Consider the following 7,012-nt stretch of genomic DNA (forward strand, 5'->3'; position numbering starts at 1 on the left):
CTGAACATTATCAGCGTGTATTATGAACGGGTGTTTTTTGCCACAATATCAGCTTTTTCCAGCGTGCCATAATTGGCACGGTACAGATAATCCCTATCGCTAATAAGCCGGTGGAGATCACCTCCAGTTGCTGCGCCGGGCGGAATAACATCACCACCAGTACAAAGGTAATAAAGCCAATCACCAGCCAGGTGAGCCACGGATAAAGCCACATGCGCAGGCGAATTTCGCCGCCTTCCGCCAGCAGGATTTTACGCATCCGCAATTGCGAAACGGCGATGACTAAATAAACCAGCAGGGCAATAGCGCCGGAGCTGTCGATCAGGAATTTAAACACTTTCGCAGGCGCGTAATAGTTCACTACCACCGTTAAAAACGCCGCGCCGGTCGAGAGTAATACTGCCACATACGGGGTTTTGCTGCGGTTGATTTTACCCATTGCCGCTGGCGCATCCCCGCGACGGCTTAAGGAGTAGAGCATCCTTGAGGCGGTATACAGAGCCGAGTTCAGACAACTGGTCACCGACAGCAAAATAACGCAGTCCATAATGAATTTTGCATGTGGAATATTCAGCAGCTCCAGCACGGAACGGTAGGAACCCACGGTTTTCAGTCCTGGCATATTCCACGGAATGAGTGCCACGACGACAAAAATAGAACACAAATAGAAAATGGAGATACGCCAGATAACCGAGTTGGTGGCGCGGACAATATGTTTATCCGGCGTGTCGGATTCGGCTGCCGCAATGGTGACAATCTCTGCCCCCATAAAAGAAAACATGGTTATCAGCATCGCGCTTAATACCGCGCCAAAGCCGTTCGGCATAAAGCCGCCGCTATCCCACAATCTTGAAATACCGCTCACTTCGGCATAAGGGTAAAAACCGCTAATTGCTACAGCTCCAAGGAAAATAAACGCCAGAATGGCAATCACTTTGCATATCGCCAGCCAGAATTCAAATTCACCGTAGTTTTTAACGCTTAATAAATTACTGCCGGTTAAGGCGAGGGTAATGACCAGGGAAAATAACCAGATGGGAATACCTGGAACCCACGAATGCAGGATCATGGCGGCGATGTTGGCTTCCAGCGGGATAACCAGTACCCAAAACCACCAGTACAGCCAGCCGATGGTATAGCCCGCCCAGCGACCAATGGCTTTATCGGCGTAGGTGGAAAAGGAGCCGGTGTCGGGCGTGGCGACCGCCATTTCTGCCAGCATCCGCATAATCATAACCACCAGTAATCCGGCGAACAGATAAGCCAGTAATACCGCAGGGCCCGCTTCGGCGATGGCGACGCTCGAACCGACAAACAGACTTGCGCCGATAACACCGGCAATAGACAACATGGTGACGTGGCGTGATTTCAGTCCGCCGCCTAGCTCATGTGGTTGCGATGATTGCCCCATCCTGAATCCTCTCGAAAGTGTGTCACTTGGGAGAGCGCCCCGACATTTCCCGCGTCGGGTCACGCGTTTAATTGAGGTGGTCAACAAAATCTTAAAAGCGAAAGCGTGATGGTTTTCTCCCTCTCCCTCAGGGAGAGGGTCGGGGTGAGGGTTTAGCAGCGTGTATACCCCTCACCCTAACCCTCTCCCCAGAGGGGCGAGGGGACAGTCCGCAGTCATTTTTAACTTTGTCGATCGCCTCATCGTTATTATTTTTTACTGTATCGTTATCATTCCCTTAGCAACGGTTAACTCTTACAAACAGACATAGCTATTGTTTCGCCTCATCAAAACACTGGCCGATGATCTCCAGACCCTGACGAATCTGAGCATCTTCAATAGTGAGCGGCACAAGGATGCGCAGCACGTTGTAATACGGGCCGCAGGAGAGAAGAATCAGGCCTTTGTCACGGGCGCGCGCCACGATCTCGGCGGTGAGTTTTGCGTCCGGTTTGCTGTGATCGCCATCTTCAAACAGCTCGATGGCAATCATCGCCCCTAGCCCGCGAACGTCGCCGATCTCGGTGTGTTTTTCGGCGATCGCCAATAATCCGTCTTTTAGCTTCTGGCCCAGGTCGTTGGCTTTTTGCAGCAGATTTTCCTGCTCGAACACCTTCAACACTTCCAGCGCGGCTACGCAGGCAATCGGGTTACCGGCATAGGTGCCGCCCAGACCGCCAGGTGCGACCGCGTCCATCACTTCGGCGCGCCCGGTGACGCCCGCCAGCGGGAAGCCGCCCGCGATCGATTTCGCAAAGGTGGTAAGATCCGGTGACACGCCCATCTGCTCCATTGCAAACAGCGTGCCGGTACGCCCCGCGCCGCTCTGCACTTCATCGGCAATCAGCATAATCCCGTGCTCGTCACACAGTGCGCGTAAACGCTGCATAAAGGCAGGCGTTGCGGCGTAGAAACCGCCTTCGCCCTGAACCGGCTCAATCACGATGGCAGCGATATCTTCCGGTGCCGCATCATTTTTGAAGATTCGGTGGATACTGGCGATAGCGTCATCTTCACTGATGCCGTGCAGCGGGCAAGGATAAAGCGCGCGATAAACATGCCCCGGCATCAGGCCCATGCCCGCAGAGTACGGATTCACCTTGCCGGTCAGCGCCAGCGTGTAGTGCGTGCGCCCGTGATAAGCGCCGCTAAAGGCGATGGTGCCGCTGCGTTTGGTGGCAGCGCGGGCGATTTTCACCGCGTTTTCCACCGCTTCGGAACCGGTCGTTACCAGCAGCGTTTTTTTGGCGAAATCGCCCGGCACCTTCTGATTCATTATTTCGCACAACTCCAGATACGGCTCGTAAGCCAGCACCTGGAAGCAGGTATGCGACAGTTTTTTCAGTTGCGCTTCTACCGCCGCCACCACTTTCGGATGCAGGTGCCCGGTGTTGAGCACCGCAATCCCGCCCGCGAAATCAAGATACTCACGGCCTTCAACGTCCCACACCCGGCAGTTTTCCGCACGATCAGCGAAAATCGGATGAATCTGCCCAACGCCACGAGGAACTGCCTGACTGCGGCGCTGCATTAACTCTTTATTGCTGCTCATTCGCGTTCTCCAGTTAAAGACCGATGCACATATATTTGATTTCTAAGTAATCTTCGATGCCATACTTCGAACCTTCACGACCCAGTCCCGAGGCTTTGATACCGCCGAACGGGGCGACTTCATTGGAAATAATGCCGGTATTGATGCCGACGATGCCGTACTCCAGCGCCTCGCCTACGCGGAAGACGCGGCTTAAATCACGGGCGTAGAAATAGGCGGCAAGACCAAACTCGGTGTCGTTGGCTTGCGCAATCACATCGGCTTCATCTTTAAAGCGGAACAGTGGGGCGAGGGGGCCAAACGTCTCTTCTTTCGACACTTTGGCGTTAGCCGGAACGTCCACCAGAATGGTCGGCTGGAAGAAGTTGCCGCCGCGTTCGTGCGCTTTACCGCCGCAAACCACGCGAGCGCCTTTCGCCAGCGCATCGGCAATATGCTCTTCCACTTTGGCTACCGCTTTTTCATCGATCAGCGGCCCGATGGTAACGCCTTTATCCAGCCCGTCGCCGATGTGCAGTTTGCTCACCGCCTGCTGCAATTTTTCGGCAAAGCGGTCATACACGCCGTCCTGCACGTATAAACGGTTGGCGCAGACGCAGGTTTGCCCGGCGTTGCGGAATTTTGAGGCCAGCGCGCCTTCCACGGCTTTATCGAGATCGGCATCGTCAAAGACGATAAACGGTGCGTTGCCGCCCAGCTCCAGCGACACTTTTTTGATGTCTTTTGCGCACTGTTCCATTAATTGGCGGCCAATTTCGGTTGAGCCGGTAAACGACAGCTTGCGCACCAGCGGATTGCTGGTCAGTTCGTTACCGACAGCCCCCGCCGAGCCAGTGACGACGTTAAATACGCCAGCCGGAACGCCCGCGCGGATCGCCAGCTCCGCCAGCGCCAGCGCAGAGAACGGTGTTTGACTCGCAGGTTTCAGCACCATGGTGCAGCCTGCCGCCAGCGCCGGGCCGGCTTTACGGGTAATCATCGCCGCCGGGAAGTTCCACGGCGTGATAGCGGCGGTAACGCCAATCGGCTGCTTGATAACAATCAGGCGTTTATCGGCCTGATGACCGGGAATGGTGTCGCCATAAATACGTTTGCCTTCTTCGGCAAACCACTCAATAAAGGAGGCGGCGTAGCTGATTTCGCCTTTCGCTTCAGCCAGCGGTTTACCCTGTTCGAGGGTCATCAGGCGCGCTAAATCGTCCTGGTGCTCCATCATCGAATTGAACCAGTTACGCAGAATGGTGGCGCGTTCTTTGGCGGTAAGCGCACGCCAGGCGGGCAGGGCGCGATTGGCGGCGTCGATAGCGGCGCGGGTTTCATCAGCGTCCATTTTCGGCACGCTACCCAGCTTGTCGCCGTTCGCCGGATTGGTGACGTCGATGACTTCACCATTGTTGGCGTCCAGCCATTTCCCGTTAATCAACGCCTGCTGGCGGAATAAGTTACTGTCGTTAAGTTTCATTGTTACGTCCTGTTTTCAAAGGTTATTGATTAAATGCGGCGTGTAAGGCATCCACACTACGTGCCGCTCGCAGCGTGCGTCCGGGGTTACTCTGGCTTGCCAACAGCGTTTGTACCTTGCTGACAATATGCGCACCAATAGGAATTGCTGATGTCGCTGCCGGGGAGGGCGCATTGCAGGTGTGGATCGTGCGCGGGGTGGTGACAAACAGAAAATCGTCAATCAGCTTACCGTCCGGCGATACCGCCTGCGCCCGCACACCGGCAGGCCAGGGCTGGAGATCGCTTAACGAAAGCCGGGGACAATACTTTTGCACCAGCCGCAGATAGCCGCTTTTGCACAGCGAGTTTTTCATCTCGCCCAGTCCTGAGCGTAGATGGTTTTGCAGCACCCGGCGAATCCCCGACGAGCCCAAAATCTCCAGCGTGTCGCTAAATGAGAAGTCGCGCTTGCGATAGCCTTCACGTTTGAAAGCCAGCACCGCGTTTGGCCCAACGGTCACGCTGCCGTCGATCATCCGGGTGAGATGAACGCCTAAAAAGGGCATTGCCGGGTCGGGAATGGGGTAAATCAGGTGGTTAACAATCTGGTTATGCTCCGGCGCGAGGCGGAAATACTCGCCTCGGAACGGGCAGATGATAAAGCCCGGTTCGAGGCCGAGCATTTTCACCAGCCGGTCAGCCATCAGCCCGGAACAGCTAATCAGCGTCGACGCTTCATATTCGCCGCCCTGACGGGTACGTATCACCACACCATTCTTATGCTCATTAAGGCCGCTGACTTCGGCGTTATAGATAATCTCACCGCCTCTGGCCTGGAAGATTTTTGCCATCGCCGCTGTCACTTCGCAGTAGCTGACAATGCCGCTGGACGGCACAAAAATACCGCCAAGCCCGGTGATATTCGGTTCACGCTCGCGCAGCTCGTCGGCGTTTAACCACTCGCGCTCGATACCGTTTGCCGCCGTGCGTTCCCATAACGCGCGCATCCGATCCATTTCGAGTGCGGATGTGGCGACCAGCATCTTGCCGCAGTTGTCGTAGCGGATGCCGTTTTGATCGCAAAAGGCTTTGGTGGCGCGGTTCCCCGCCAGGCAAAACTGCGCTTTCAGGCTGCCGGGTGTGTAATAGACCCCGGCATGGATCACGCCGCTGTTGTGACCCGTCTGATGGCAGGCCGGGCCGGACTCTTTTTCCAGTAGCGCAATGCGGGCATCCGGATAGACGTCAATCAGTTGCATGGCGGTCGACATGCCGATGATGCCGCCGCCAATAATCACAAAATCATACATCCGCTCAATTCCTTTGCGCTTACTGATGCGTCTGGTAGTGGTTAGTGGCGTATGCGAAATAGCCGCGCTGGCGCATCAGTTCACGACGCAGATCCGGATGCGCGGTAAAGCGGTCGCGACCGTGCAGCCAGAACAGATTGTTAATCAACAGGAATTTGCCAACGGGAACCGGCACAGACAGAATGCCTTTGCTGGTTTCAATGGCATCGGAAAGCTCGCTCAGCCACACGCCTTCTTCGAAATCTTTTGGCTGGACGAACTGGTCGATATAGCGCATCACCGGGCGACCCTGCTGATCGACGTCGAACACCGGATGGAATACATCTTTACTGACGTTTTTACTTGGCGGCGCGGCAAAGCGCATCGGACGGCGCGCCAGCGGATGGCTGAAAAAGTGGTCCAGATGTTCCCAGTCATCGAGATGCAGCAGCAGCGAGTTTCCGCCCTGCATGTTCTGTTCGTCGATTTTCATCATCAGCACGTAATCAGTGATTTCTTCAACGTAGGTGCCGTCGTTATGCAGTTCCATTACGCGGTGCGGCTGGCGCAGATAGCTATCTGAGTTATCGACATTTTTCACTACAAAACGCGCGTAATACTGACCGCTCATGGCATCGAAATTGGAACGACCAATCAGATGCGCTACCGCCGTTGCCAGCTTCACCATCTCATCCGCTTGCTTCACATCATCGACACCCACCGCATTGATCAACAACGCACCTTCAGCGCGGTTTAGCAACGTCTTCAACAGCAGTGGTTGCAGCTGATTTGCACACAAGTCGTCAAGAATTTTGCCTACCCGAAAACGCAGAAACGATTTGTACTCCAGTGCCTGCACGGGCCACTCGGCGACCTGTTCAAGGAACTGTTTGGTCGTCTGTTCAGAGAAGGTAAGTTCCAGCAGGCGAGGGGATTGCGCCGACGGGGTGAGGGTGAATCCGCTATAGTCCTGGCCTGAATCGACAGCGTTAGTGTGTACGGCGGTCAGTGCATTCATCAGAAGCGATCCTCTTATGAGATGTAGGGTGACATGGCGATGCTCATTTCGTAGCCATAATCTAAAAATATCTACATTTCTGAAAAATGCGCACAAAAGTGACATATTGTTTTCTTATTGTGATCGAAAACAACAAATGGTTAACATTTGATTTGGTGAGTGCCAGATGCTTTTTTAGGGGAATAACGGGTAATGACTCTAACTTATTGATAGTGTTTTATGTTCAGATAATGCCCGATGACTTTGTCATGCAGCTCCAC

6 protein-coding genes are annotated in these 7,012 nt (G+C 54.5%); all 6 read right to left on the minus strand.

The genetic code is table 11. From position 1 onward, the window contains the following. Window positions 1-10: 10 nt before the first annotated feature. The 6 genes from gabP to FC814_RS23590 all read right to left on the minus strand — a co-directional run bounded on the left by gabP (window position 11) and on the right by FC814_RS23590 (window position 7,012). On the minus strand, window positions 11-1,411 hold the full coding sequence (gene gabP, locus FC814_RS17810) for a GABA permease (protein WP_010345708.1): 1,401 nt from the start codon (window positions 1,409-1,411) through the stop codon (window positions 11-13). A gap of 310 nt (window positions 1,412-1,721) precedes the next feature. Continuing rightward, a complete protein-coding gene (gene gabT / locus FC814_RS17815; protein ID WP_105290655.1) occupies window positions 1,722-3,002 on the minus strand; it encodes a 4-aminobutyrate--2-oxoglutarate transaminase in 1,281 nt (426 codons plus the stop codon). 13 nt (window positions 3,003-3,015) lie between these two features. Beyond that, window positions 3,016-4,464 (minus strand): NADP-dependent succinate-semialdehyde dehydrogenase, encoded by a 1,449-nt coding sequence (gene gabD / locus FC814_RS17820; RefSeq protein ID WP_137326253.1) that lies wholly within the window; start codon window positions 4,462-4,464, stop codon window positions 3,016-3,018. Window positions 4,465-4,486: 22 nt separating this feature from the next. Next, the gene (lhgO, locus tag FC814_RS17825; RefSeq protein WP_105290654.1) at window positions 4,487-5,755 is read right to left on the minus strand and encodes an L-2-hydroxyglutarate oxidase; all 1,269 of its coding nucleotides are present in this window, start codon (window positions 5,753-5,755) and stop codon (window positions 4,487-4,489) included. A gap of 19 nt (window positions 5,756-5,774) precedes the next feature. After that, the gene (gene glaH / locus FC814_RS17830) at window positions 5,775-6,752 is read right to left on the minus strand and encodes a glutarate dioxygenase GlaH (protein ID WP_010345713.1); all 978 of its coding nucleotides are present in this window, start codon (window positions 6,750-6,752) and stop codon (window positions 5,775-5,777) included. A 203-nt stretch (window positions 6,753-6,955) separates the two neighbouring features. Beyond that, the gene (locus FC814_RS23590; protein ID WP_003032489.1) at window positions 6,956-7,012 is read right to left on the minus strand and encodes an IS1 family transposase; all 57 of its coding nucleotides are present in this window, start codon (window positions 7,010-7,012) and stop codon (window positions 6,956-6,958) included.

Source organism: Escherichia sp. MR (genome assembly GCF_005280595.1).
GTDB classification, from domain to species: domain Bacteria; phylum Pseudomonadota; class Gammaproteobacteria; order Enterobacterales; family Enterobacteriaceae; genus Escherichia; species Escherichia ruysiae.